This window comes from Bacillus sp. TH25 (assembly GCF_016650935.1).
GTDB classification, from domain to species: Bacteria; Bacillota; Bacilli; order Bacillales; family Bacillaceae_G; genus Bacillus_A; species Bacillus_A mycoides.
Genome location: NZ_JAEKEU010000020.1, coordinates 1 through 24,504 on the forward strand (window position 1 = coordinate 1; position 24,504 = coordinate 24,504).

The window sequence follows — 24,504 nt, forward strand, 5'->3', positions numbered from 1 at the left end:
ACCTTATATAGTTTTCTTTTATTAACACTTGAAGACTTATTGAGGTACGGTTCTGATTTTAATTTTTTTTATTTTTAAGCGACTAATTTCCGAATGATGGGCCATCCACAGTTTTATATCTAATAAAGAAAGAATTATGTCTGTTTCAAGTGACATTTTGCTTACCTCCTTCTCTCTTATGGGTTATGTAGATAATATATCTCTTGAATCTGAAGCCTTTAGAACACATAATGGATACCCTAAAAAATAGACTTTATTTTATCTTTATCTTATCTTTACCTTATCTTTAAATTTTTCTATTAAACTTAGCATTTAGAAAAAAATTTTCGAATCTAAAAAAAGCTGGGAAATAGAGAATTATTGAATTTTTTTAATAACCAGCCACCATTGAAAATAGGGTTTCTTGTAAAAGGAGGAGTAATATTTGAAGAATAAGAGAAAAATACAAACTATTATATTATTCTTTATTAGTATTTTAGGGTTAGGAACAATAATCGGGATACTATATTTTAATGACAAAACCAATACTCAAAAAAATAAAGCGTTTGCTACCGAGGAACGTTTATTGCAATATGAGCCCATCATGAAAACAGAATTAGAAAAATATAATTTGGGAGAAAAAACAGCAATTTTACTAGGAATTATGTACCACGAGAGTAGGGGTGAGGGCAACGACCCTATGCAATCTTCCGAATCACTTGGATTAAAGCCAAATGAAATCCAAGAGATAAACTTGAGCATTAAACAAGGGGTAAAGCACTTTGTTCAAATGTATAGATATGGGGAAGAAAAAGGTGTTAGTATGGATACAATTATTCAAAGCTATAATATGGGGCCAGGCTATATTGATTTTATTGCCAATCAAGAAGCTAAACAACACTCGGAAGATACAGCTAAACAGTTTTCTAAGTTGAAAGTTGATCAGAATCCAGCTACATACACTTGTGGTGGAAATAAACAAAATTTTAGATATCCATATTGTTACGGTGATTTCACATATACAACAAAAGTGAATGAAAAAGCAAAACTGATTGAAGAACGCCTCCAAAAAAATTAAAATTGTATATATTTGTTTGAAGGAGTTTTCCATTTACTTTTATATGGTTTTTCATCAACTTTTATCCCCTCTTACCATCTAAATGTATATATACAACTATCGTATCATATTTCAATTTAAATACGGATCTAGTTACATATTCCGCAAGAAATCTATCCAGAATATAAATAAAATCACCCTTTTACATGAAATAGTATCCACTTAGCGAATTCATTAGGCATAAAAATAAATGTAGATTTAATAAAAAGAGAGCACCCTCGCTATTGGTGCTCTCAATGTGAATTGGGGTTTATCCTGAGCATTGAATAGGACACGAAGAACTCGTCCTGTTACATAATATTATGCTTGTCCATATTATAATGTGCAATAAAAAAAGCACCCTCGCCCAGGCGCCAAGAGATACATATACGTTGAGGTAACTAACACGTTAGAAAAGGCCCTTCCATATCATTATATGATTATCAATTATCTTTATACCTAGCAGACTCATTAAATACGTTTAATGTATCATTTCTATTAGTTTAACCATGCCTAATGCCATCCAATTCATGGTTAGTATTCTAAATAGACCAACGATGTATTATAATCCTTTATATACCCAAGGAGGTTTACCATGCTTAATTTTCATAAAACATTCCCCATCTTAGGATTCTTTTGGTTTTTATATAGTTTTATCGGCATCATCTTTTTATTACTATTCCTTAGCGTGTAGTAACAACGCGTATAAATATATGTTTAATGTGTGATTTCTATTATCGGCTTTGTTAACTAACACTTAAATTATTTTAACAGCCTTTTGTTTAATTCCCTCAAAGCTGTTTTGTTACTATCCCATTTTAAAAGCGTTACGGCTTCCTCAAAGCACAACCATTTATACTTGAAGTGTTCTTTAGATAATTTAATATTTTTTGTAGGAACTTTAACTCCAAAAGAAAATTCTTTTATTACATAAACATCTTCTCCCCAAAGAAATTCACCAACTACATCCTCTACTGGTAGTGAAGACACAGAATCTAGTTTTATATATGGACATTCTCTTATAATACCAGCCTCTTCAAATGCTTCCCGTTTTGCTGATTCAATAGGAGTCTCACCATCTTCTCCACCACCAGCTATTCCTTGCCAATAACCATAATCACTTCGATTAAAAATGGTATATTGAATGGAATCATCAGTTTTTATATAAGGAAATATCAATACTTGATACGGCGCTCTCATTGCTTAACCTCCTCTCGAAAAAATATGAGCAATTTATTCACTAACTTGCTATTTTAGTAAATAAAGAACCAACATCAAAATTCTACATTAATAATGCAGGTTTATGGTATTGGCTCTCCATTTTTCAAGAATTTTATTTTTCATAAATAGGTTTACTCTTAACGTGATAAAAACCTGCTTATTTCTTATTTAATTTGCTTAGCGTGTTTTTTTTCGAAATGCTGGCGGTATCACATGTTGACTAACCAGTCCAAATAGTCCCTAAAACGGTCGTTTAAGGAACTTTATTTATATCTATCAAAACTGACTGAAATATGTTTAAAATTCAGTTCAAAAACTCATTACCAAAAACAAAGTTTTATATCAAACATCAAATACCGTTTATGGAACACTCTTAATGTACGGAAAACCAAGTTTTTTAAATAAAAAATTCCTTAGCGTACGAAATTCACGTTATGTTGGCGGGACCCCATCGCCATCAAGCTAATAAAAAGAAATGCCCCCTAGAATGAAAAAACGCCATCCTTTCCTATGATTATACAGAAAGAATAACGTATTTTTTCATTTTAGGGGAACAATTAATCTCTTAAGTTGATGAGCATGCAGCAAGCTCCTTTAAAGCTAGTATTGTGGTACCAGGCTGCCCTCTATACTGAAAAGGTAATATCACAACTCAAACTGCTATATTTATTTCCTGTCGAATACACTCTTTTTTATTAGCACGTTTCCATAAATATATGGTGTAGAAGAATAAAATTGCAATAATAATATATGCAAAAAGCGACGAGGCTTGAACATTCCCCATAAAATTAAAGAAATTATTAAAAGCGTGGAAAGTAATGGTGATAATAATTGATTGCTTATTTACGATAAGTAAGGACAGAACAAGTCCAACTAAAAATGCATATATGATTTGTAAAATGGTATCTTCAATAGACTGCCCACCAATTAGTTGTAATAAATGGGTGATACCAAACAAAAAACTTGAAATCAAAACTGATTTTTTTATCCCCTTTGAAAACAACATTTTGAGCATAAATCCACGAAAAAAGATTTCCTCAATAAATGCAACAACAAAAAATTGCATGATAAACATAAAAAATAAGTCAGATACCGATGTTGTGTTTAATCCTTTATTACCAAGTAGTATTACTAATAGAACAAGCACTAATGGGGAATTTAATAAAATGGTATTCTTCATTGAATTATTTAACTTAATATCAAAGAAATAGAATTTCCACTTGTTCTTTATTATTAAATATATTAAAATTCCCACTGCTAAAGGAACAAGTCCAATAAATTGTAATACTGGATTGGATGGCTTAGTAATAATTTGATAGGCCCCGTTAAGCGTGTAAAAAATCATTAATAAAAATTCTAACCCAATAATTTTTAAAACAATATTTTGATTTACCTTCATCTAGAATCCTCCCCTATTTATCGATTTGAGCATTTTTCTTTTGGATTACTGCACTGTTACTATTTATAGATTAATAGTAACTTATTAATTCATCAAATAATTTACTGATATTTCAAAAAAATATAGTATAAAACACTTTATTGTCCTCATGATAAGGTAAACAAATACCTCAAACGAGAAAATTGATCTCTTCAAATTGAAAATATATAAAATTCCTTTTTGGGGGTTTTATATATTTTTTTAGTTGATGGCGATGTGGTGAGACCCCATAAAGAAAAGACACCCATATAAGAGTGTCTTTTCCAATAGTTTTTTAGCAGAAGCAACTGCATCCGATAATGATTAATAAAATAAATAATACAACAAGTAAAGCAAATCCTCCAGCAAAACCGCAGCCTTCGCCGCAACTACCACCATATCCCATAATAATATTTCCTCCTTTAGATAAGAGGGTGAAACTAGGGTTCATTCCATGTATTTTAACGGGTTCACTTTACCTTATGTTTTTACGCCTGAATTGAGCAGGTCCTAAAAAAAAGACGCCATAAGGCGTCCCCACAATTGGGTAGATAAGGTTTAGTTTTCCAATTTAAAGAAATTATGTATCACACCTTGAGAGTATATCATAATATCTGTTAAATTTAATATTCTATGCATTATTACATAAAAAAAAGACACCCTAAGGTGCCGGTGCCTTCCTCCGACTTGAACCACTTTAATTTAATAATATGTATTGGACATTTAGTAAACACGTCCTATAAAACAGAATCATTTATTTTCAACAGATTGTTAGTGTACAAATACAAGAGAATCGAGATCGTTTGTTTGGCTAGATTAAAGCAACGCAACGCCACACCACACCTATATGGTTGAGATGTGTTACGCCTTCTAATCGGAGAATCAGCTTTATAGAACGTGTCCACAATTTATATTTTACTACATGTAATATTTATTTTATGTAATTTTTACAAATATGTATAATTACATAAAATTTACGAGAAAAAGAGAGTATACTTTGATATTGTGTAATAAAGATAAGGCCCACCTACGGAAATAGGTGGGTTTTTTGTTGGGCATTACTATCTCATTGCACAAAAGGGAATTTGCATTAAAATAATATCATATTCTTAGAGTTCTTATATTGAGAAAAAAGACACCCTTATGAGTACCCCTTTTTTTAGTAACCGAATCCGCCGCTACCGCCGCCCCAACAACTACATCCTATAATAATTAACAGGATGAATAGAACGATCAGTAAAGCAAATCCGCCACCTAACTGTCTACGCTTAAAGACTAAAGTTACCTTTAGCCCTCCAAGACTCGCTACGAGCGAATGGCTAGTTCTTACTCGACGAGAATCCCACCCGTTATATGATACGACCTAGGCTCGGCCGCACACCTGCCTCGTTAGTTAATATGAGAATGAAACCCAATGTCTTTCAGGCGAAAGTATAATCTTGGTTTGGAAATATACAACTGTTTGGACATAAAAAAGACCATCGAAATGATGGTCTTGCAAACTGTAGACAAATGCATAAAATAACGAATGAACCCTTCTCTGAACACTTACTTTACTTCTCTCATAAATAGTCTAACGTTTTCAGCGATTTCTTTGAATTTGGTATGGTGTAAATAATGTGATCCATCCATGGTTACTACTTTTCCATGTACCGAGTCCTTGATCTGCCCTTCATGCAGAGGTATCCATCCTGCTACATCTTCATTATTCGCTTGTACAAAGAGAAGAAGTGGAAGATATTTAGGGAAGATTAAACCTTGAGCCCCTTTAAAATTAGACGAAATATGATCCATCTCATTCAAGGTTGTGTCATTATACATGTTTTTATTCGAAATCATTTTCATTTGCTCTACGGTTTTTTCATCAAATGCCAGTCCAGCATAGGGGTCAGCACTGATTTTCATAGCCAATCTTAAGAGACCTGATTTTTTGAGATATGCAAACGTTTTTAATGGGAAATTAATATCCATACCCGGTTGTGTTGCAACACTGCTATCGATTCCGACAAATGCAGTCACCTCGTTTGGATATTTGTTCACATAATCAATTCCATAAATGCCTGTAATGGAGTGGCCCATGAGCATGTATCTGTTAATATTAAGCTGCTGTAGAGCTTCATGAACTTCACTTACCATATTCTCCGTGGTTCGCTCTTTTACAGTTTCATCACTTAATCCATAACCGAAAGGCTCTACCGCAACAACTTTGTAAAATGGAGATAATTCATCGATAAGAAGCTTAAAATCAAGCCCTGGAGTAGCTGTTCCATAACCAGGCAGGAGCACGATCGTTTCCTCGCCCTCGCCTTGAATTAACACATTCATGTTTTTCCCGTCTACAGATACGTGCTGCCCGTAGGGCACTATTCGTTTTTGCTCCGAATGACTACTCATCACATTTACGATATAAACAATACCTAAAAAAAGTACAATGGCTAGAACGATTGCTCCTATGATTTTAAGTAAGATGTTTCGCACTTTCTTTATTTTCATTCCACTCAGCGTTTTCTTTTCCTCTTGTTGTGTCACTGTCATCTTCTCCTGTCCTGATCTGTTTGCCTTCCTTCATGTGCCTGTAATGAAAACTTAACCAATGAAGATGTACTCACCATGACGACAATATGAACTGAATATGAACTGCCAAAAAAAATGCTACGGCTCTATATACAAGTAAGCTTGCATATGAGTCGTAGCATAGAGAATGAATCTAACTAATCTGTTGGTGTAGTGATTGGCAAGGTGACAATGAAGGTCGTTCCTTGACCAAGTTCACTTTTCACTCGGATGTCACCTTGATGAAGCGACACGATCTGTTTAACGATAGCGAGTCCCATACCACTTCCGTCATACTTACGACTGTGGGAACGATCGGCCTTAAAAAAACGCTCGAATATACGCTTCTGGTCGTCAAGGTGAATACCAATACCAGTGTCGGATATTAGGATTGTCACGTTTTTGATATCTTGTTTGATGCTTACGTTAATCACGCCGGTATCCTCGGAAAATTTGATGCTATTTCTGAGGATATTCGTCCATACCTGATTTAACAGGTCATGATCAGCCGTTACTTTAACTGTCTGTAAATCAAGCTCGAAATGTATATCGCGAGCAGACCATTGTGGCTGGAGCGCCACGATTATCCGTCGGATTTGTTCATCGAGGCTGAGCGTGACGAGCCGCAGTTGCTTTGACTGCGATTCAAGAAAACTCAGCTTTAGCAGGTTATCGCTCATTTTGGACATCCTTTTCGCTTCAGCGATGATAATATCAAGATAACGGCTTCGTTCGTATTCTGAAAGGTCAACTTGCTTAAGCACTAGAGCATAACCGGATATCGAAGTGAGCGGAGACTGAACCTCGTGCGACACGTTCGTTACGAATTCCCTGCGCATCTGCTCAAGTTGCTGCAGATCATGCATCATTTCTTCGAAGCTGCGAGCCAAAGTACCCAGCTCACTCGTTTGCTTAATATTCAACTTGACGTTGAAATCTCCAGATGCTATCCGCCTGGTCGCTTTTGTCAGCTTTTTTATCGGTCTTACCAGGAATACTGAGGCAACTAGAATCAATAAGCTTCCTGCAATCAACGAACATGTTGCAAAGACCAATGCCCACTTTGTGACAAAAGAGGCTGAAGGAGGGGCGAGCGCTTCCAAAAATATCGCTTTCGTTCCCATTTCCGTTTTCAACGGCAACCCTAAGAGGACCGTGGCAATACCATTAGGAGTGTCCTGAACAACACCTCCATCTAATACTTTCTTTAGTTGCTCCATCGTCACAGGCGCAGGTTTGTGTCCGTGAAGTTTACCGTAAGACTTGAACTGACCCGTTGCTTCGTAAATTCGAATATAATAAGAATCGAGCTGCTTCATTTCACTTACGAACAAGTCCGCTTCACGTAACGGAAAGGTCTTGTAAATTCGGACGATGTCTTGGCCAAAGTTACGTGAGTTGATTTGAGCGTTTTCGTTCAATTTATCTTCGAATATCCAAGTTGACACCAAAAAAGAAATGATCGTGCCCCCGATGATGGAGACTAAAAATGTCAGGACAACACGTATATATAAGGATCTGATCATTCATAAACCTCAAGCCGATACCCAAGCCCGCGCACCGTTTCGATCCGAAAATCGGGTGTTGTCGCGAACCGTTCACGCAGCCGTTTAATATGTACGTCTACCGTTCGATCATCTCCGGCGTAATCGATACCCCAAATCTGATCGATCAACTGCACACGCGTATAGACTTGTCCGGGTGTTCCAGCGAGCTTATACAGCAATTCGAACTCCTTTAGCGGCAACGTAAGCGACTCCGTCCCGTTCATCACCTTATAGGTCTGTCGATCAAGGATGACGTTCCCGAAATGGATCTTCTGCGTGGAGCCAATCTTGTATCGTTTGAGTAGTGCCCTAACACGAACCGTCAACTCTAACGGATCGAATGGTTTGGTTAAATAATCGTCCGTCCCAAGTTCGAAACCTTTCACTTTCTCCCATGTTTCTCCTCTCGCAGTCAGCATCAGTAAAGGTAGATCAGGATTGGCTCTTCGGAGCTCCTTGCTTAACGTCCAACCATCCATAATCGGCATCATAATGTCAAGTACGACAAGATCGACATTCGTTGAGATGTAGACGGCCAGTGCTTCCTTGCCGTCCGCTGCTTCAGCTGTTGCGAATCCGTCGTTGCGTAGAAATAAACAGACGAGTTCGCGAATGTTCGCATCGTCGTCAGCAACTAGTATAGTAGGCATCGGTTCCCTCTTTTCCCTGTTTTCCACCGCATTATTTCAAGCAATCATTATACTATAAATTAACACGTATGTTGATTAACCAAAGTAATACAGTTTCTTGATTTATCGACCTGTAGAATTCAAGTGTTTCTTTCAAACTAATTTGTCACTCAATTGACAAGGCTTCACAAAGAAACAGGCGTGTGAAACCTGCAAATGACAAGCGTTTATTTTGTCTTTTGGCCTTGTGCACGAAGAAATTTCAGCAAAGCATAGGCAATTATAGCTGTGAATAACTGATTGAACAACGCATTGGATGTTGTGCCAAACAATACGGGAACGTTCAAATTCAGCTAAATCCAGCGGAAAAATGATTCAATTGCCCAGCGCTATTTGTACATGGCGGCGATTCCTTCGGACAGATAGATTGGTAGAACGCATATTCCCCAAACTACTCCAGTAATTACACCATCTGAAATAACACGTCCCATACCCACTAATTATTTTTCATCAAATGCGTAAATGGCGTATCAACTTTGATTGCACATTCGTTCCAAATCATTACTTGTTAATTTAAGTGAATTCCACCATAAAGATTCATATAGGTTTAGTAATTAGTCAAAGTTATTAGGGTGTTCTGTCGTATAATTTATATATTATCATATAATTACCTCCTGATTTTTGTATATTATAGTTCTACATCAACACATAATATATAACTTTTTCTCATTTCTTCTTGAACTAATCTGCTCCGTTCAAGAAGAACCCTATCAGTTTAAATAACTCAGATTTTGGCAAAATTAAATTGATTCAAATGATACCCACCTTTTAGTAATCTCAGAAAATTTCTTAGTCGCGAGTGAGGTTGGTTTTCTTATAGCTAATCCAATAGTTCGATAGCTATCACTTTCAAGTGGAATGGCTGCAAAAGAAATTTTTGATGTCGGTATAATCATTTCTGGCAATATACTAATTCCTAGATTATTCTCCACCATGGAGATCACTGAGTATTCATTCATATTTTCGAATCGAATATTGGGGCTAACTTTATTCTCCCTAAATATTTTTTGAATATCATCATAACACTGATATGTTGGCATAATAAAAGGTACATTTTCTATTTGTTGCATTGATACTTGGTTTTCCTTACATAATGGGGATTGGTTAGATACAACACATAAAAGTCGATCCCTCTTCAATTGTACGATTTCAAAGGATTTTTCAAAGGATTCAAAGTAAGTATCATTATTAATAAATCCACAATCTAATCTCCCGTTTTGTAACCAATTCTCAACCTCAGCATAGTTTCCTTCCAGTAATTCGATTTCAATATTTGGAAACTTTTCCTCCATTTTTTTAAGAATACCAGGAATCCAGTTTTTAGAAATACTAGAAAAAACCCCCACTCTTACTGTTCCTTTTTGGAACCCATTGATAGCGGCTACTTCCTGCTTCAGCATGTTGTTATAGTATAAAATTTTCCGAACGGTAATTAAAAGCTCCTCTGCATTTTTGGTCAATGTTAAAGTAGAGTGATTACGAATAAATAAAGGAAAGGACAACTCTTTTTCCAAACTGCTAATTGCATGACTTACAGCAGATTGGGTGAAACCTAACACTTCTGCAGCTTTTGTAAAACTATTGAGTTCTGCCACTTTGTTAAATATTTCATATTTTGTTAAAGTCACTATGGTCCTCCTCATGAATTTTATTCATGTCTCCATTATATTTCTTCGTTTTATTTAATGCCATTACCAACATACAATAAGTGCATGCTCTATTATATGACCCTTGACAAGGGATGTATTTTTTATGGAAGGATGAAGTGAAATGCAAAAAATTTTAGTTACAGGTGCTGCAGGTAAGATTGGCCAAGATGTTACAAGATTCCTAGATAAGCAAGGGAATTACCAGTTACGGCTAGCAGATATTAACTTATCTGCTTTAGAAACTTTTAAAGATACAAATCACGAAATCATATATTTAGATGTTTCTGATTTAGCTGCTTGTCAAGAATTTACGAAAGGTATAGATATAGTTATACACTTGGCAGGTAATCCTTCGCCAAATGCTGATTTTTATGGCTCCTTATTAGAAAATCATATAAAGGGAACCTATAATATTTTTAGAGCTGCTAGCGATAATAATGTATCCAAAGTGATAGTTGCTTCCAGTGCTCAAACAATTGAAGGCTATCCTTTGGATTATCAACCACATGCTTATTCACCCACGAGACCCAAAAATATGTACGGGGTAAGTAAGTGTTTTGCAGAGGCTGTTGCTTCTTATTTTGCTTATGAAGAAGGGTTACAAAGTCTTGCTATTCGTATAGGTGCATATGATGATTATAATCCATATGGTAAACCACTAACAGCTAGAGATATGAGTGCATACTTAAGCCCAGAAGATTTTATGGACCTTCTCTTAAAGTCGATGACGGCAAAGAACTTACCTCCATTTTCAATTTTACATGGTGTATCTAACAACAGGTTTAAACGAATTGATATTGAAGGAACAAGAAAGTTAGTTGGTTATAGCCCAAGTTCTGATGCTTTTGTACTAAGTGGTATTAAGTTTTTTGATTCTTGATAAAGGCATATCTAGAAAAGAGATTATATTATTGTTATTTAGCTTTTATTTGTTCTATTTTCAATAGCTACAGTTTCTATAATCATAAATATTCCAATTTTCCCAGATAGAGCACACTATTCTTCTGTCTCATTTGTGGAACAACTCTATTGTCACCACTAGTTCCACAGATGTTCTTTTCCTTTTCAACATAATGGGGTAGCACCACATGCCCATCAAGCTATGGGTGCCAAGAGGATATATGTGAGTATTATTTCTTTAAATCTCTACGACTATATTAAAGATATGCATAACAAATAAACCTATTAAATAGATGTTTTTAAAAAAATTATGCAACTTTGAAATTCTGTGACAACGTACAATCATACACAACACCCAAGATATCAAAGACTGTTTTCTTCTCGTAACGGTGAGATTTTTTTCCATTTTTATCTAAAAGATAAAATAAACGCAGAAAAACTTTTAATAATTCTTGGATGTTCTTTTTTAATCCTTGGTAAAACAATAGATAATAATTTTTAATCATATAAATGGATTTGTACTCGCTCAACTCTTTCTTTTTCTTATCTAAGAGTAACTGACGCATTTTAAACATCGTCGATGAACAGAGTAAAACGCTAATGAGTTGCCCATATAAATGGCATTCTAAGCGTTCTTTCTTGATTTCTTTGCACTTGTGAATTTGAAAGAAAGATTTCCATGTTTTAAACAAAATTTCAATTTGCCAGCGTAATGAATACAAGTCATGGATATGTTCCGTTGGAACATTTTCTACAGAAAGATTCGTAATATATACGTTGATTCCACTCAACCGTTTACTTCGTTCTTTGTAGGTAATGCCTTTCTTTTTTTCTTTTTTTGCTTGTTCTTTCAACCTTTTCTCTGTTTGTTTCCTTGTTAATCGATGAATAATAACACGAGCTGGTAATTTTTGATACTGTCCAATGTATGCTTCTGAAATTTCCATTGTTTGACCAGGGAGTAATTGATTCATGAGTTCTTCCGTATCTAACTGAATATAGAGTGTCCCTTTCTTCACAGTCCCATTTTGAAAATACTCTGGCTCATCATTCTTACGATAGATTCGAGAATTTAATTTCAAACGCGAGACATAGTAAGCGCCTTTATCATGGATCTTCTGTAAGTCATGTAAGTCGAAATAACCTAAATCTCTTATATACAAGTCTTTTGGTTGAATGGTTTGTAGGCTTGCTGAACCAAAGGTTTTATCATTTTCTTTTCCTTCTCCTACATAAACGTGCAGGAACTTTCCACTCAATAGGTCATACTCCAATTGAATTTTAACTCCTGCCGTATGGCTACTTCCACCCGAACCTTGATAATGTGAAGAAAACTTATCTGGAAGCTGAAATGTTGTAGAATCTAGAATCCGAATGTGCTTAAAGGTCGTGGTATATTGATGAATTATTTCTTGTGTTGAATGAATTCTTTGAGTTAGAAGGTTAGCTAGAACTTGTTCAAGAAACTGTACTGCGGAAACATTAAATCGTTGGTTAAGCCCTTCAGGGCTTATAAGAACACCTGTAGATACTTCAAGACAGCTACATAATTGGGTGAGTGATGTACTTGCGACCTGTTGACTAAGCCATACACATAAAGCAACTAACTCCTGTGCTTGATATTTACTCTTTCGCTGAACGAATCCTTTTTCTTTGGCTAGGTGTTCTAGAACGTGGGGAGACATATGTCGTTGTAATTCTTCAGCAATTGGTTGAAGTTCGTCAAGAATTGAAAGATTCATAAAGAAACGCCATCCTTTTCTATAATTCTACAGAAAGGATAACGTCTTTTTTGCTTTATAGATAGTGCAAAACCTTAGATTTATGGCGATGTGATGTGTCTGGTGACACAAAACTGAGGACTTAAATTACTCAGGTATTTTTATATTTTATTAAAGAAAGTTTGACCATTTGTAATAAAGTTGCACCGTTTTTCTTCTTGTACTAGCGGTCAGTTTACTTCAAGAAGGAGATAAATTTGAATGTAAAGATTAAGTAAGCTTCAAATAATTCTATATTCTTCAGAAATGTACTTATTGAGTATGAATGTTCCTTTGGAATACTGGAACAATCTTACATAAAGAGTTTTCTTCCTGCCAAATTTATGCTCTAATTAAAACAAAGGGGGCAAGTAGATGAATAATGATATTAAACGATATTTAATAGGTACTTTCATATTTTCATGGACACTCTGGGGATTATTAATTGGCTTGATAAAATTGAACATTACCACACAAGGTACCCCACTAGCGATGATAGTTTTTGTTTTCGGTGGTATCATGCCAGCGATAATTGAAATCAGTCTAAAGAAAAAATATGGAACAAAAGAGGAGTTTAGAGCTTTTATCAAAAATATTGTCAATCCTAAACATCATCTTGCATGGTATATTCTGATCATTGTTCTATCTTTTATTAGCTGTTATCTTCCAACGTTATTTGGTGGAGCGACGACACAAAAGCCATTATACGTGGCATTACTTAATTTTCCAATAATGATTATTGGTGGCGGAATTGAAGAAATTGGATGGAGAGGATTCTTACAACCTGCCCTTCAGAAAAGGTTTTCGGCATTTTTTAGTACAGTAATTGTGAGTATAATATGGGCTAGTTGGCACCTTCCGTTATGGTTCATTCCAGGCACGAACCAATCTCAAAGGGATTTTCTCTCTTTTACAATTACAACATTTGCCGTATCCTTCTTACTAACTATAATTTATAATGCAACTAAAAGTATTTTTATGTGTATAATTTTTCATGCGCTTCTTAATTCTTTTTGGAGCGTATACGTGCCAAATGATAAGATTTTACCAGCCTTTGCAACTCTTATTTTCGGAATTTTCGTTTTTATAGTGTATAAATTAGTAATAAAAAGAAAAAGCATCTTATTAATCAGGTAACAAAGATAAAACAAAGAGACTTATTAATATATTTTTTTAATAGGCATTAAATTAATCAATAAGAACACGACACAAACTTAATTAAAATATTATATACAATAAAAGTCCCCAAGTTTGAGTCACCAAACATGATGGTACCCCGTATAGCCGTTTAATAATTATTTCTGTTACCTATACACTTACAGAGTCTTCGTTATCAGTAGTCAACGGTGTATAAAATTTTCGTTATGGGGGTAATTAAAAATCTTAGGTTGATGGCGATGGGGTAGCACCATCAAAACGCGAATTTCGTACGCTAAGCAAAATTTCATAAGAAAAAGCCGATTTCCGGTACTCTAAGAGAATAATTGGCTTTTTACTGTTAAGTTGTTTGTAGTGATCGTAGGGAGTCTATTGATGCAATTTCTTTTATACTAAATCGGTATTTTCCTAGAATATTAATGTGTTCCCATTCTAATGGAGAAATATATTTCAATAATTCTTCATTAAGATGGGAATTACATAACTCAACTTTCGCACCTATAAAATAAGCGGGGAGATTTAGCTATATTGAATTTAGAGTCTATCAATTGTGTACTGTACAACTTGAGTAAAATGAAAAACACCTCAATCCTTGGTATAGTGAGATTACCTAGAAATCACTACCACAGAAGAGGTGCCTTAACTACAATAGCTCAAAATAACCAATATCATCAACTACCAAAAGAACTTAATTCTATTTTTTCCGAGCTTGAAATGAAGATCCAGCTAAGGATGCAGTCTATCGCTTCTTATAAACGGTGCCAATGTTCAATTGGCACCCTTTCCTGCTGCTGTTTAGTATGAATGCGATTAAAAAAGTAACTCGACTTACGAAAAAAACGCTCCAAAGTGTTGATTGTGCTTATCATCGTAACCCCAGTAAAAAGTTGAATTGCTAGCACACTATTTTGAAACCTTGGTTAACTATTCCAACTTTGAAGTATTTCCTGTTTTTAATCAATGAGTAAGGGACAAAATTCAAAGTATATGGTGGCACTATTTGTACTTTGTCCTGTAATCTTTGCTCATCGAATAAACCTAGAGCTATCACTCATGCCTTCAGTTGAACACCCTGATGACTGAGCTAAGATAAATTATGGATGAAGTGCCCGTGCCATCGCATCAAAATAATTCTGACTGGCACGCTGACTTACTACGGCTTCAGGCACAAATACTTCAAAACAATGGAAGCAACCGGGGTAGAGGTGAAATTCAACGTCTACTCCTGCTTGTGCAAGTCGTGTTACATATTCAATAGTTTCATCTCGAAATAAATCGAGTTGACCTACACATGTATAAGTTGGCGGTAGCCCTGCTAAGTTTTCTGCTCTCGAAGGTACGGCATAGGGAGATAGTTCGTTGGAATCTTTCTCCTTGCCCAAGTACATACTCCAAGCCGCCAAATTGTTTGCTCTATTCCATGTTGCGTGGTCTTCTGTAATCTCATAGCTTGATGGTGTTATGTTGCGGTTGTCAAGCATCGGATACAGCGGCATCTGGAATATAATAGATGGACCTCCTTTATCCCGAGCCATTAACGCAAGCGCTGCTGTTAGTCCACCGCCTCCACTTGCACCGGCGATCGCAACTCGATTCACATCAATGCCCAGCGAGTCTGCCTCATTTGTCATCCAAACCAAGCCTGCATAACAATCTTCGATAGCCGCTGGATAAGGATGTTCGGGAGCAAGTCGATAATCGACAGACACAACAACACATTTAGCAGTCTGAACAAAGCGTTCACACAAAACATCGTCCATATCGGGGTGTCCCATTACGTATCCGCCACCATGAATCCACAGCATAGCTGGAAGTTTATCAAGATTGTTCTCAACTGGTTCGTAAACTTTAACTAACATCTCGCCGGCAGCGCGAGGAATCATTCGCTTGGTCATGTGTACAAGTTCTGATTTTTCCAAATGTGGATTCGACAAGAGACTTCGACTCGACTCTAAATTCTCCTCTAATTGAAAGCCTGGAAATTGTGAGAAAGCCTGTTTTAATTCTGGTAATACTCGACTGTCAATTTTCATATAAATTCCTCCAGGTAAATAATGAGACTTGATTCAATTCTTATGGAATGATTAACGGAATAGATGTGTCTCCTGTTCTCCTTCAGCTTCCCATTTGGAAATTTCCTCTCGTACACGAGGGGCAACTTCTGTTCCAAGCAATTCTATGGCACGCATGACTTGATCATGTGGCATGGTACTTAATGGTACATACATCATAAAGCGTGTAATCCCTACATGCTTACGAAGATGTATGATTTTTTCGGCGACTGTATCTGGATCACCAACATACAACGCCCCTTCAAAACTTCGTGCAGCATCAAAGCTGGAACGATCATAATAAGGCCACCCCCGCTCTTTACCAAGTTTATTCATGCCTGCCTGAGTGGAAGGGAAAAATGTATCTGCTGCTAATTCCGTATTCTCTCCAACAAATCCAATTGAATGAGATCCCACCTGAAGCTTTGATACATCATGACCAGCGTGAGCCGCTGCTTTCTTATATAGCTGTACAATTCGTGCAAAGTGCATTGGGCTACCACCAATAATCGCCAGCATAAGTGGTAATCCCAGAAAACCGGCACGGATAGCAGATTCCTGATTCCCACCGCTACCAACCCATATCGGTAAAGGATTTTGAACAGGTCTTGGATACACACCTAAATTATTGATTGCTGGTCGATGTCCGCCTTCCCAAGTCACTTTTTCGGACTGACGTATTTTGAGCAGTAGGTCCAAATGTTCTTCAAACAGTTCTTCATAGTCCTTCAAGTTATAGCCAAACAATGGAAAAGATTCGATAAAGGAACCACGACCCGCCATAATCTCTGCGCGTCCATTTGAAATGCCATCCAGTGTAGAAAAATCCTGAAAAACGCGCACAGGATCAGCTGAAGAAAGCACAGTTACTGCACTCGCGAGCCGTATCTTTTTCGTTTGTGGTGCCGCCGCTGATAGAACCATCGCTGGAGAGGATGCTGCATAATCCTTCCTATGGTGCTCACCAACACCAAACACATCAAGTCCTACTTGATCAGCAAGAACGATTTCTTCAACAACTTCACGCAATCGCTGTGCGTGACTTATCACTTCACCACTATGTACATCTGGTTTCGTTTCTACAAAAGACGTAATACCTATTTCCATTTGTCATCTCTCCTAGTTCAATTAGATTTTAAGTCAAAAAAATTAATCATTTCCTTTATGGTAGTAACGTGTTTCTCATATTGACTAACACACGTTTATTTCATGAAATCTTAACTCGTCTGGTCATAGCCCAAAAAAGAAGAGCGAAAGCACTGACAGAGGCTCCGAGTAAGGAAACCCCTCCCCAGCCAAAGTGTGCGTATATTTGAGTCGAAGCAATTGAACCACCAGCACTGCCGATAGAATAAAACACCATATATCCAGCAGTAAGTCGACTCCGTGCTTCTGTATGCAATGGAAGGATCATGGTTTGATTCGTGACATGTATTGCCTGTACGGCCAAATCAAGTAGAACTATCCCTATCACTAACGCGATTAATGACTGCTCTATATAACTGATGAATAACCATGAAATCAATAATAGAGCTAAAGCAATACCTGTCGTTCGTTGTCCGTAACCTTGATCGGCCAATTTCCCTGCCCGTGCCGCAGCTAAGGCTCCAGCCACGCCTACAAGACCGAATGCGCCAATTGCACTATGAGATAGAGCAATTGGAGGTGTACTAAGTGGCAGTACTAGTGAAGTCCACAAAATGCTGAAATCAGCAAAAATCAGCATGGCTAGAACAGAGCGAACGCGTAACGTTCGTTCTTGAATAAACAAAGCAAGCACCGATCTAATCAACTGAGGGTAAGATAGCGATTTTACCTCGCGCTCAACATTGGGCAACATCTTTATAAACATAAAAACCATCAAAAGCATGAGCGCAGCAGAAAATAGATATACAGAACGCCATCCCGCAACATCTGTTAATATACCAGCAAAAGTACGTGCAAGAAGTATGCCAATAACAATCCCACTTGTTACAATGCCAACGACACGTCCTCTTTCTGTAGGGGAAGCGATGGTCGCTGCAAACGCCACGAGAGTCTGTGTCACAACTGCAAGCAGACCCACCAAAGCCATACCTGCGAAAAGTACCATGCTGGAGGAAGCAGTACCAACTATAACCAGAGCTGTTGTAGATAATAGCATCTGACCGACAATTAGACGTCGCTGGTTTAGCAAATCTCCAAGCGGTACGAGTAGCAGTAAGCCCACTCCATAAAAAATTTGTGTAACGGTAATAACAATACCAATAACGGAATGGTTAATACTAAACTCATTAGATAGTTGATCAAGCAACGGCTGTGCAAAGTAAATATTGGCAACAGACATTCCACAGGCAGTCGCAAACAATAATGCCAAAGCGTGAGACATGGATGGCTGTTGATTCAAATTAGGTTTTGTTATGGAAGATTTATGACTTATCTTAGTGTAGAGTGGATCATCTTCTATATTTGTCTCTGTTTTAAACATACCTTAACCTCCAATCACATTAGATTTTTGATCATAACGTACCGTTCAGTACAATATGATTACTGGTAAATATAACTTAGCCTTATTCATGATGTCAACGATTTTTTTTGCACTAAAGTTAATATTGCATTAAATGAATGGAGCTTGATTTGACAGGAAGAATGGCTAATTATATAATAATTACATACTGTTTGGTAATAAAAACAACAATTGTAATTACCTACACACCTATCCTAAAACAATTAATAAAATCAAAGTTTGAGGAGGAGAATTCTTAATGGCAAGAACTCGTGAATTTGATGAGGATCAAGTTTTAGATGCAGCAATGCAGTTATTTTGGGAGAAGGGATATGAGGCTACCTCATTAAGTGATCTTACTTCTAGAATGGGCATTCAACGCCCTAGTATTTATTCGACTTTTGGAGATAAGAAAGAATTGTTTGAAGCCGCACTTCGCAGGTATACAATGTCTCGGGCCTCTGATATACGAAATAGGCTTCAAAGTCACTCCTCTGTAAAAGAGGCATTTTCTATTTTCTTTGCCGATGTCGTCAATGAAGAATACGCAGGGGATCTTAGTAAAGGTTGTTTTTGTATCAATACAATGGTTGAACTAGCACCTCATGATGAGAGATTTGAAATTTTGACCAGAGAACATCAAATGTACCTCGCCGTCATTTTTCAGGAGACGATCGAACGAGGAATCCAATCAGGTGAGCTGGAATTCAACACAGATGCAAAGTCTTTGGCACAGGCACTGATTGTAGCGTTAATCGGTCTAACGGTTATGATGAAATCTCGCCCCCAACGTTCATTTGTGGACAATGTAATAGCAGCGACGCTCACATTACTTAAGTGACATAATTGTATTTAAAAGTACGAAAACCATACCTTTATAGGGATAACGTCAAATCTCCATCAAGTTACAATTTTATAGTACCCCCAGAACGAAATTTTGTGCTAACTTGTAACAAAAATGCTCATTTTTTCATTTCGGGGTAATTCTGAATTCTTAAGTTGATGGGTATGGGGAGCACCACATGCCCATCGACTCAAAATCTCATACCACCACCCTACAGTAATTTCCTTTCGTTTTATTTTATCTGAACGTAGTGTGTAGCAGACTATGAATATTATACTTATGTAAAAAAAGGCTAACAATTCAAGATTGTTAGCCTTAATCGCGCCTTTTAAAAAATAACTCAATATAACAAATGATCGATTCTTCAACTTGCACTATATTCTCCTTTTATTACAAAAAACGAACCCCGAATTGTTCCAGCAAGTTTAGACTTCTGCCTAGCAAACTTAAATTTCTCTTCTAACCCCTTTGGTATCTCCATTCCCTCAGAAAGCTTAAATCCAACGGCCCGCTTCTTTGGGTTATCCAACGTATACATAACGTTGACTGCAAGACCATCCTCGTAGAAGACGTACGCAAATTTGATATTCTCTACTTGAAAACGTGATGTTTCTAAAGGTATGGCCGCAAACTCAATATCACGTTCTTCTTTCAAAATGCGATTCACATAATCAAGAGTCTCCCCGCTTTCATTAGCTGGTACAACCGTAAATTCATGCTTGTATTTGTTCATAAAGTAACGAGCTTCATGGGCGCGTAAACCAGCAAGCGCTTCTGCTACAGGTGAAGACTCTAAGCCAGCTTTAGTTACATTTTTAAAATCAACGATACAGGACAATTCCATCTCTCCTTTTAACACTTTACTTCCTAACAACTGGAATCCATATTTCACCAAATACTAAGCCGTTTCGCTGCCCCATCTCAACTGTTGTATTTGGCCCACCAACATAGGAAAAATCTTTTACTTCTGCTAATGCTTGACCAAATGCAATGCCAGTAAGCTTATTACTTAGCTCCTCAGCTGTGTTACCTTCCCCTTTAACTACTAGGTATTCTCCCCTCGGAAACTGGATAACTCTAGATTCTTCTTGTATCGTTGCCTCTGTCATGACACCAGCGTAATACATCATCTTGTTATTCACCGCTTCACTCACAGAAAAAATGTAATCATTTGTAGCTAAAGCTTTTAAAGTGTCCAACCTTCCATCTTGTTCGACGGCCAGCCAAAAGTCTGCCTTTTCCTTGTTTATGCCCGCAAAGTCTGTATAGTGGCTCTTAAGTTCAGTTCCAATACCTAACACGATAAAGCTATCTTTTTCTTCTAAAGTATAATTTTTCATATTCAAAACCTTCCTCACTTTTAAATTAATCAAGTAATTTATCTTTTCTCTTGATGAGTTTATAATAACCTTAAATCATGTCAAAAAATGATACTGTTTAGGAGACCAACATGAAAAAAGTTGAACGGATTAATACCATCATGCGGTACATCAACAACCGCTCCCACTTTACAATTTCTGAAATCATACGAGAATTTAACATTTCTCGGTCAACAGCTATTAGAGACATTAGAGAAATTGAAGCTATGGGAATGCCACTTGTCGCTGAAGTTGGGAGGGCTGGGGGATATTTTGTTATGCATAACTCTATCCTGCCCGTTGTTCGCTTTACTGATAATGAGGTCAAAGCTCTTTTTATTGCCTTTATGGCCACAAGAAATCAACAACTTCCCTATCTAAAGAGTCGTCAGTCTTTAGCCGAAAAACTACTAGGACTCATCTCAGAAATCCAGCAGGATGACCTTGTTCTTTTAAATCAACTCTTGCTTTTTGAAGGGACTAACCCTCATAATCCTGACCTACTTGAGCTTTCTGACCTCCCCCATCCTATGTTAGAAAAACTCATCCAAATCCTTCTTTTGGATAGCCATTTATTGATTACCGTAAAAGAAGAGGAGGAAACCAAGTCTTATCCAATTTATCTACTACACCTTTATCAAGAAAAAAGCCATTGGATAATTGAAGGCTTTGACATAAAAGAAGAAAACAAGAAGATGTTTCTTGTCGATCATCTCATTAATGTCGAACCCTATACGACGAAAAATAGATTAAGTAAGAAAAAAATTTCAGAAAAACTAAGTAAGAAGGACGAAGCAATCAACCTTGTACTTGAACTCGGTCCAAAAGCGATTACCCAGTTCAAAAAATACCATCCTATAAAAATTTCTATTTCCTATACAAATCCTTACCAATCCACAGCCATTCTAAAGACTTTTATCAATGTTAACGATCTCGATGAATTAACAGAGATAACAAATTGGCTACTTTTCCTAGGTAAAGATATCAAAATTAGGGAAGTGCCTGAAGAAGTGTTAGAAGGTTTAAAAGAGAGATTATGTTTATACTGCCCATAAGCAGTGACCCGTTACACCTAAAATAATATTGAGTTTGACTAGATGCCAGTTACCCCTATTTTCAAGCAAATAGAGAAAATATTTTATTTACTGCCGCTGCTTTAAACGCTCTTCTAGTCATAACGCGAACAAAAAAAAGACATGAACTAATCTTTGTTCATGTCTTTTTATATTAGAGTTTAACCTTCGTTAAAATTCGAGTGTGGATTTATCTTATCCATAAGATCTTTCATTCTTTTTTCATATTCCACTATTTTTGAACTAAAACCAACAATAATGACTTAGAATAATGACTTAATACTTGCTAAAACAGTAAGTACACCTACAACAATAACAAATACATTGCTCATTTTCCCTTTGTATTTAGCTAGTACTGGTACTTTACTAATCGCATACATCGGTAATAGACATAAGATAGCAGCAACTAATGGACCGCTCAGAGAATCAATAATTCCAAGAATACTTGGATTTGTATAAGCGACAAACCAGCATGTTAATACAACAAAAGTAAGGATCATTGTCTTAATTGTTTTTTCTTCAATAACTTTCCCACGTGTTTTACCGAACTTAATAATCATGTCACGCATTACCTCAAATGCTCCTATATAATGGCCAAGGAAAGACTTTGTAATAGCCACAAAAGCAATGATTGGAGCTGCAATAGTGATTACAGGCGAATTAAGCTCATTAGCAAGATATGAAAGGATTGATAAGTTTTGCTCTTTTGCCATTTTTAAATCCTCTGGAGTCAAACTCAGTGTACTACTCCAAACGAAGAACATAACTACAACGAATGTCATGATATAACAAACTTTTTGTATTTGTGCACATTTAGCATCAGTAGCTTCTATTCCATACGTAGCCTTCTGTTTCACAACAAATGATGAAATCATAGGTGAATGATTAAATGAGAATACGATGATTGGTAGAATCATTAATATCGTTCCAAAATATCCTGTTCCTGTTGAAGCAGTAGAAACACTTGAAAAGCTAAGCATTGACGTATTCCACTGTGGAATTAAAGATATTGCGATGAAAAGTAGAGAAGCTATGAAAGGATATACGAGCATACTCATGATTTTCACAGTAATATCTTGACCAAAATTTAGTATAGCAATAAGGCCGAGCACTAATACAAGAGATAAAATGGCCCTTGGAGGCTCCGGCATGTGCAATTGATGCACGATAAAACTACTTGCGGTATTTGTAAGCGCAACCGAATACATCAATACGATTGTATAAATTGAGCCGAAATATACGATGTTAAAAATGATACTTGCCTTATTTCCGAAATACTCTCTTATTGTGCCTGTAATCCCCTCATCAGCAGAATTAGAAGTGTAAATCATTTTAGCAAGTGCCCTATGTGAGTAATACATAACTGGATATGCAAGCAATGTAATTAGTAGTAATGATAATAAACCGCCTGAACCTGCATTAATCGGTAAAAAGAGCACCCCTGCTCCAATTGCTGTTCCAAAAAGGCTCAATGCCCAGGTAGTATCTTGTTTATGCCACTTTTTAGGATCTAGATATTTCTCATTTTTCACTGCAGTATTTTCAGCTTGAAATTCTATTTTTTTTGCAGTATTCCCATTCATATAATAAATCCCCCTTGTATCCTATTCTTGCGTCTCTTTTTAGGCTTAAGAATATAGACCATTTTTGAAAAATGAATCGCTTACAAAATTCTCTATACTGTAAACGATTCCACCTAAACCTGTCTCTCTTAATTTGCGAGGCATTTATCCTCCAACCCTATACTTCGTTGATGATATTGTGTACACCAGCTAGTACGATGTCCGCTGCTACTAAACTATTTTGAAGAAATTCCCCTTCTAGTCACACACCTTTCTGCAATTAATCGTTTCAGTCTGTCCAATTTTAAAATGTTTGATATTTTCTCCGTAGGTAATCGGTTACCTCTCGACGCCCTCATTATAACGTTTATATTTGCGAGTCTAATTTTTTTTATTTTTAGAAAGACAGAATAAACAGAATTATGAATAGATAATAAATTACAATTGGCATATAGCAATTGTGTCTATTTTTTGAAGCTGTATTAGTTAGCAAAAAGGGGAAAATAATACAGATATCCTTTTTGTTAACACGTTGATTATATTGGGAACTCATTATAAAGATAGTTATATTCCCCTTTTCTGAAACATCTTATTTTAAACGTGGAAACTGTTATAATAAATAATCATTGTAGATATAAAGGAATAAATTAAGAAAACATAAAACCATCTAACCGAATATTTATAACTAATAACGAATCAATATACATTTTTCAGAAAAAAGAACTTCTCTCACTTAGTACCAGCGCACCTTCTATAATGATTGACATGTTACGCCTTTTAAAAGAATAACACCATAAGTTTCCATTTACTATATGTAATATTTATCAAGTGTAGTTTTTTCAAAATATGCATAATTGCATATTCAGAAAAAGAGAGTATCCTTTCGTATTGTGTAATAAAGATATAGCCCACCTACGGAAATAGGTGGGCTTTTCATGTATAAAAATTGCATTTATTATATGGCGATTAGAATTGCAGTCAAAATATTATCCATTCCCCTTTAACTCTCTCAGTCTGCTTTTTCTCAACGCTTGATCCTACTTACGTACCAACTGCATAACCAGTAAGAATACTAACAATTATAGCAATAACTAAGATTAATGTGATTTTAATCCACTTTTCCAAACATATATTTTATTTCAGAAGGTTTAGTTACCATAGT

General features: G+C 36.2%; 19 protein-coding genes and 3 pseudogenes. 5 read left to right on the forward strand and 17 right to left on the reverse strand.

Annotated features, from left to right (window positions below):
- Nucleotides 1-424 precede the first annotated feature (424 nt).
- Nucleotides 425-1,057 (forward strand): lysozyme family protein, encoded by a 633-nt coding sequence (locus JFT89_RS12990; protein ID WP_002016752.1) that lies wholly within the window; start codon nucleotides 425-427, stop codon nucleotides 1,055-1,057.
- A gap of 780 nt (nucleotides 1,058-1,837) precedes the next feature.
- Here JFT89_RS12990 and JFT89_RS12995 read toward each other — a convergent pair.
- From JFT89_RS12995 to JFT89_RS13030, 9 genes and pseudogenes are all read right to left on the reverse strand, one after another.
- Complete coding sequence (locus JFT89_RS12995) at nucleotides 1,838-2,275, reverse strand: NUDIX hydrolase (RefSeq protein WP_016095148.1); 438 nt, start codon at nucleotides 2,273-2,275, stop codon at nucleotides 1,838-1,840.
- Nucleotides 2,276-2,948: 673 nt separating this feature from the next.
- Nucleotides 2,949-3,695: a CPBP family intramembrane glutamic endopeptidase gene (locus JFT89_RS13000; RefSeq protein WP_016095149.1), complete on the reverse strand. Its 747-nt coding sequence runs from the start codon at nucleotides 3,693-3,695 to the stop codon at nucleotides 2,949-2,951.
- A gap of 313 nt (nucleotides 3,696-4,008) precedes the next feature.
- Entirely contained in the window at nucleotides 4,009-4,119 is a 111-nt protein-coding gene (locus JFT89_RS13005) for a YjcZ family sporulation protein (protein ID WP_000540371.1), read from the reverse strand.
- A 753-nt stretch (nucleotides 4,120-4,872) separates the two neighbouring features.
- Nucleotides 4,873-4,968 (reverse strand): annotated as a pseudogene (locus tag JFT89_RS13010) (YjcZ family sporulation protein); the annotation flags it as partial.
- Nucleotides 4,969-5,261: 293 nt separating this feature from the next.
- On the reverse strand, nucleotides 5,262-6,242 hold the full coding sequence (locus tag JFT89_RS13015) for an alpha/beta hydrolase (protein WP_016095150.1): 981 nt from the start codon (nucleotides 6,240-6,242) through the stop codon (nucleotides 5,262-5,264).
- A gap of 182 nt (nucleotides 6,243-6,424) precedes the next feature.
- The gene (locus JFT89_RS13020) at nucleotides 6,425-7,792 is read right to left on the reverse strand and encodes a sensor histidine kinase (RefSeq protein WP_016095151.1); all 1,368 of its coding nucleotides are present in this window, start codon (nucleotides 7,790-7,792) and stop codon (nucleotides 6,425-6,427) included.
- Nucleotides 7,789-8,463, reverse strand: a complete 675-nt coding sequence (locus JFT89_RS13025; RefSeq protein ID WP_002185294.1) for a response regulator transcription factor — start codon at nucleotides 8,461-8,463, stop codon at nucleotides 7,789-7,791. The genes JFT89_RS13020 and JFT89_RS13025 overlap by 4 nt, the downstream gene beginning before the upstream one ends.
- Nucleotides 8,464-8,849: 386 nt before the next feature.
- Nucleotides 8,850-9,095: pseudogene (locus JFT89_RS30265) on the reverse strand (GNAT family N-acetyltransferase); the annotation flags it as partial.
- A gap of 147 nt (nucleotides 9,096-9,242) precedes the next feature.
- Nucleotides 9,243-10,130 (reverse strand): LysR family transcriptional regulator, encoded by an 888-nt coding sequence (locus JFT89_RS13030; protein WP_002165339.1) that lies wholly within the window; start codon nucleotides 10,128-10,130, stop codon nucleotides 9,243-9,245.
- Nucleotides 10,131-10,272: 142 nt separating this feature from the next.
- Here JFT89_RS13030 and JFT89_RS13035 point away from each other — a divergent pair, with 142 nt between their 5' ends.
- Nucleotides 10,273-11,031: an NAD-dependent epimerase/dehydratase family protein gene (locus JFT89_RS13035; protein WP_002014092.1), complete on the forward strand. Its 759-nt coding sequence runs from the start codon at nucleotides 10,273-10,275 to the stop codon at nucleotides 11,029-11,031.
- 328 nt (nucleotides 11,032-11,359) lie between these two features.
- On the opposite strand, the gene JFT89_RS13040 is transcribed toward JFT89_RS13035, so the two are convergent.
- Nucleotides 11,360-12,793 (reverse strand): IS4 family transposase, encoded by a 1,434-nt coding sequence (locus JFT89_RS13040; protein ID WP_016094489.1) that lies wholly within the window; start codon nucleotides 12,791-12,793, stop codon nucleotides 11,360-11,362.
- A 393-nt stretch (nucleotides 12,794-13,186) separates the two neighbouring features.
- Here JFT89_RS13040 and JFT89_RS13045 point away from each other — a divergent pair, with 393 nt between their 5' ends.
- On the forward strand, nucleotides 13,187-13,948 hold the full coding sequence (locus JFT89_RS13045) for a CPBP family intramembrane glutamic endopeptidase (protein ID WP_016094490.1): 762 nt from the start codon (nucleotides 13,187-13,189) through the stop codon (nucleotides 13,946-13,948).
- Between the two features lie 1,115 nt (nucleotides 13,949-15,063).
- Here JFT89_RS13045 and JFT89_RS13050 read toward each other — a convergent pair.
- From JFT89_RS13050 to JFT89_RS13060, 3 genes are all read right to left on the reverse strand, one after another.
- Nucleotides 15,064-16,002 (reverse strand): alpha/beta hydrolase, encoded by a 939-nt coding sequence (locus tag JFT89_RS13050; RefSeq protein WP_016095153.1) that lies wholly within the window; start codon nucleotides 16,000-16,002, stop codon nucleotides 15,064-15,066.
- A gap of 51 nt (nucleotides 16,003-16,053) precedes the next feature.
- A complete protein-coding gene (locus JFT89_RS13055; RefSeq protein WP_201040132.1) occupies nucleotides 16,054-17,127 on the reverse strand; it encodes an LLM class flavin-dependent oxidoreductase in 1,074 nt (357 codons plus the stop codon).
- Nucleotides 17,128-17,227: 100 nt separating this feature from the next.
- Complete coding sequence (locus tag JFT89_RS13060; protein ID WP_201040133.1) at nucleotides 17,228-18,487, reverse strand: MFS transporter; 1,260 nt, start codon at nucleotides 18,485-18,487, stop codon at nucleotides 17,228-17,230.
- A gap of 277 nt (nucleotides 18,488-18,764) precedes the next feature.
- Here JFT89_RS13060 and JFT89_RS13065 point away from each other — a divergent pair, with 277 nt between their 5' ends.
- Complete coding sequence (locus JFT89_RS13065; RefSeq protein WP_002066413.1) at nucleotides 18,765-19,346, forward strand: TetR/AcrR family transcriptional regulator; 582 nt, start codon at nucleotides 18,765-18,767, stop codon at nucleotides 19,344-19,346.
- A gap of 367 nt (nucleotides 19,347-19,713) precedes the next feature.
- Here JFT89_RS13065 and JFT89_RS13070 read toward each other — a convergent pair whose 3' ends face one another.
- Complete coding sequence (locus JFT89_RS13070) at nucleotides 19,714-20,223, reverse strand: phage tail protein (RefSeq protein ID WP_201040145.1); 510 nt, start codon at nucleotides 20,221-20,223, stop codon at nucleotides 19,714-19,716.
- A complete protein-coding gene (locus JFT89_RS13075; protein ID WP_201040134.1) occupies nucleotides 20,210-20,689 on the reverse strand; it encodes a GyrI-like domain-containing protein in 480 nt (159 codons plus the stop codon). Before JFT89_RS13075 ends, JFT89_RS13070 begins: the two co-directional genes overlap by 14 nt.
- 110 nt (nucleotides 20,690-20,799) lie before the next feature.
- Between JFT89_RS13075 and JFT89_RS13080 the strand changes: the two genes are divergently transcribed.
- Nucleotides 20,800-21,762 carry a helix-turn-helix transcriptional regulator gene (locus JFT89_RS13080; protein WP_002066406.1) on the forward strand — a complete coding sequence of 321 codons (963 nt, stop codon included), beginning with the start codon at nucleotides 20,800-20,802 and terminating at the stop codon, nucleotides 21,760-21,762.
- 281 nt (nucleotides 21,763-22,043) lie between these two features.
- On the opposite strand, the gene JFT89_RS13085 is transcribed toward JFT89_RS13080, so the two are convergent.
- Complete coding sequence (locus tag JFT89_RS13085; RefSeq protein WP_002014103.1) at nucleotides 22,044-23,363, reverse strand: aromatic amino acid transport family protein; 1,320 nt, start codon at nucleotides 23,361-23,363, stop codon at nucleotides 22,044-22,046.
- Between the two features lie 908 nt (nucleotides 23,364-24,271).
- Nucleotides 24,272-24,467 (reverse strand): annotated as a pseudogene (locus tag JFT89_RS30755) (PRK06770 family protein); the annotation flags it as partial.
- Nucleotides 24,468-24,504: the final 37 nt, after the last annotated feature.

Excerpts from the sequence above, each read along its gene's own strand:
- JFT89_RS12995 (WP_016095148.1), bottom strand. The coding sequence starts at position 2,275 with ATGAGAGCGCCGTATCAAGTATTGATATTTCCTTATATAAAAACTGAT.
- JFT89_RS13000 (WP_016095149.1), bottom strand. The coding sequence starts at position 3,695 with ATGAAGGTAAATCAAAATATTGTTTTAAAAATTATTGGGTTAGAATTT.
- JFT89_RS13005 (WP_000540371.1), bottom strand. The coding sequence starts at position 4,119 with ATGGGATATGGTGGTAGTTGCGGCGAAGGCTGCGGTTTTGCTGGAGGA.
- JFT89_RS13020 (WP_016095151.1), bottom strand. The coding sequence starts at position 7,792 with ATGATCAGATCCTTATATATACGTGTTGTCCTGACATTTTTAGTCTCC.
- JFT89_RS13025 (WP_002185294.1), bottom strand. The coding sequence starts at position 8,463 with ATGCCTACTATACTAGTTGCTGACGACGATGCGAACATTCGCGAACTC.
- JFT89_RS13035 (WP_002014092.1), top strand. The coding sequence starts at position 10,273 with ATGCAAAAAATTTTAGTTACAGGTGCTGCAGGTAAGATTGGCCAAGAT.
- JFT89_RS13040 (WP_016094489.1), bottom strand. The coding sequence starts at position 12,793 with ATGAATCTTTCAATTCTTGACGAACTTCAACCAATTGCTGAAGAATTA.
- JFT89_RS13045 (WP_016094490.1), top strand. The coding sequence starts at position 13,187 with ATGAATAATGATATTAAACGATATTTAATAGGTACTTTCATATTTTCA.
- JFT89_RS13050 (WP_016095153.1), bottom strand. The coding sequence starts at position 16,002 with ATGAAAATTGACAGTCGAGTATTACCAGAATTAAAACAGGCTTTCTCA.
- JFT89_RS13055 (WP_201040132.1), bottom strand. The coding sequence starts at position 17,127 with ATGGAAATAGGTATTACGTCTTTTGTAGAAACGAAACCAGATGTACAT.
- JFT89_RS13060 (WP_201040133.1), bottom strand. The coding sequence starts at position 18,487 with ATGTTTAAAACAGAGACAAATATAGAAGATGATCCACTCTACACTAAG.
- JFT89_RS13065 (WP_002066413.1), top strand. The coding sequence starts at position 18,765 with ATGGCAAGAACTCGTGAATTTGATGAGGATCAAGTTTTAGATGCAGCA.
- JFT89_RS13075 (WP_201040134.1), bottom strand. The coding sequence starts at position 20,689 with ATGAAAAATTATACTTTAGAAGAAAAAGATAGCTTTATCGTGTTAGGT.
- JFT89_RS13080 (WP_002066406.1), top strand. The coding sequence starts at position 20,800 with ATGAAAAAAGTTGAACGGATTAATACCATCATGCGGTACATCAACAAC.
- JFT89_RS13085 (WP_002014103.1), bottom strand. The coding sequence starts at position 23,363 with ATGAATGGGAATACTGCAAAAAAAATAGAATTTCAAGCTGAAAATACT.